1 protein-coding gene is annotated in these 1,146 nt (G+C 69.6%); it reads right to left on the bottom strand.

The annotated features are described in order from the left end of the window. Nucleotides 1–123 precede the first annotated feature (123 nt). Nucleotides 124–1,146 (bottom strand): PP2C family protein-serine/threonine phosphatase (locus tag QH283_RS24905; protein ID WP_280505367.1); only part of this gene is annotated, 1,023 nt, incomplete at its 5' end.

Genomic DNA, 1,146 nt, shown 5'->3' with positions numbered 1-1,146 from the left:
TCGCCCCAGTTGAGCGTCTGGGTGGTGTATCCGTAACTCCAGATCGTGGATTCGCGGTCGTGGAAGAACGACCACAGCGCGTCCCTTGTCTCGCCGTCGATGTCACCCGCCGTGTGCAGGGGCTCAGCTGGTCGGTGTGCTCGACCCCTGACCGACCTTGAGCCCGACCAGGCAGGTGTCGTCGTCGGTGTTGGCCTCGCTCTGTCGGAGCAGGTGGTCCACCAGATCGTCCAGATTGCCGCGGAAGCGGGCCGACTGCTCGAGCATGCTCGCCACGCACTCGTCGATGTCGCGGTCGCGACGCTCGACCAGGCCGTCGGTGTAGAGCAACAGGACGTCGTCGGGGTCGAGTTGCACCTCGGCTTCCTGGTAGGTGGTCTCGGCCACCGCGCCGAGGATGATGCCGGGCAGCTCCGGCAGGTTCTCGGCGCGGCCGTCGCGCACCAGCACCGGGGGCAGGTGCCCCGCCCTGGCCCAGCGCAGCACGCGGGTCTGCGGGTTGTAGAGGCCGCAGACGGCGGTGGCGTAGATGTCGTCGGTCAGATAATGGGTGACCAGATTGAGCCAGGTCAGCATCTGGCCCGGACCAGCGCCGGTGGTGGCGAGACCGCGAAGGGCGTTGCGCAGCACCACCATTCCGGTCGCGGCCTTGATGCCGTGGCCGGTGATGTCGCCCACGGAGACCAGGATCTGCTTGGACGGCAGCACGACCGCGTCGTACCAGTCGCCACCGACGAGCGCGTCCTCCTCGGTGGGCTGGTAGCGCACCGCGATCTGCAGGCCGAACGCCTCGATGGAGGGCTGGGCGGCGGGCATGATGGCCTGTTGCAGCTGGCGGGCGAGCTTGCTGGACTCGGCGGCCTGCTCCTCGGAGTGCACCAGCCGGTCCTGGGTGGCCGAGAGCGCCACCTCCGTCCAGTGCTGGGCGGAGATGTCCTGGTAGGCGCCGCGCAGGGCCAGCAGGTGCGAGGCGTCGTCCACGACCGGCTCGGCGATCACCCTGATGTGGCGGGAGTCGCCGTTGGGGCGGACCAGCCGGAAGGTGGCCGAGGACGGGCGGCGGTACCGCAGCAGCGCGCGCAGCAGCCCCTGCACCGCGTCGACGTCGTCGGCGAGCAAGAGACCCGGCAACTGGGTCAGCGCGAA

The organism is Nocardia farcinica (genome assembly GCF_029867845.1).
GTDB classification, from domain to species: domain Bacteria; phylum Actinomycetota; class Actinomycetes; order Mycobacteriales; family Mycobacteriaceae; genus Nocardia; species Nocardia farcinica_A.
The sequence above is the reverse complement of the archived record's forward strand: the minus strand, read 5'-3'. Positions and strand labels throughout refer to the sequence as shown.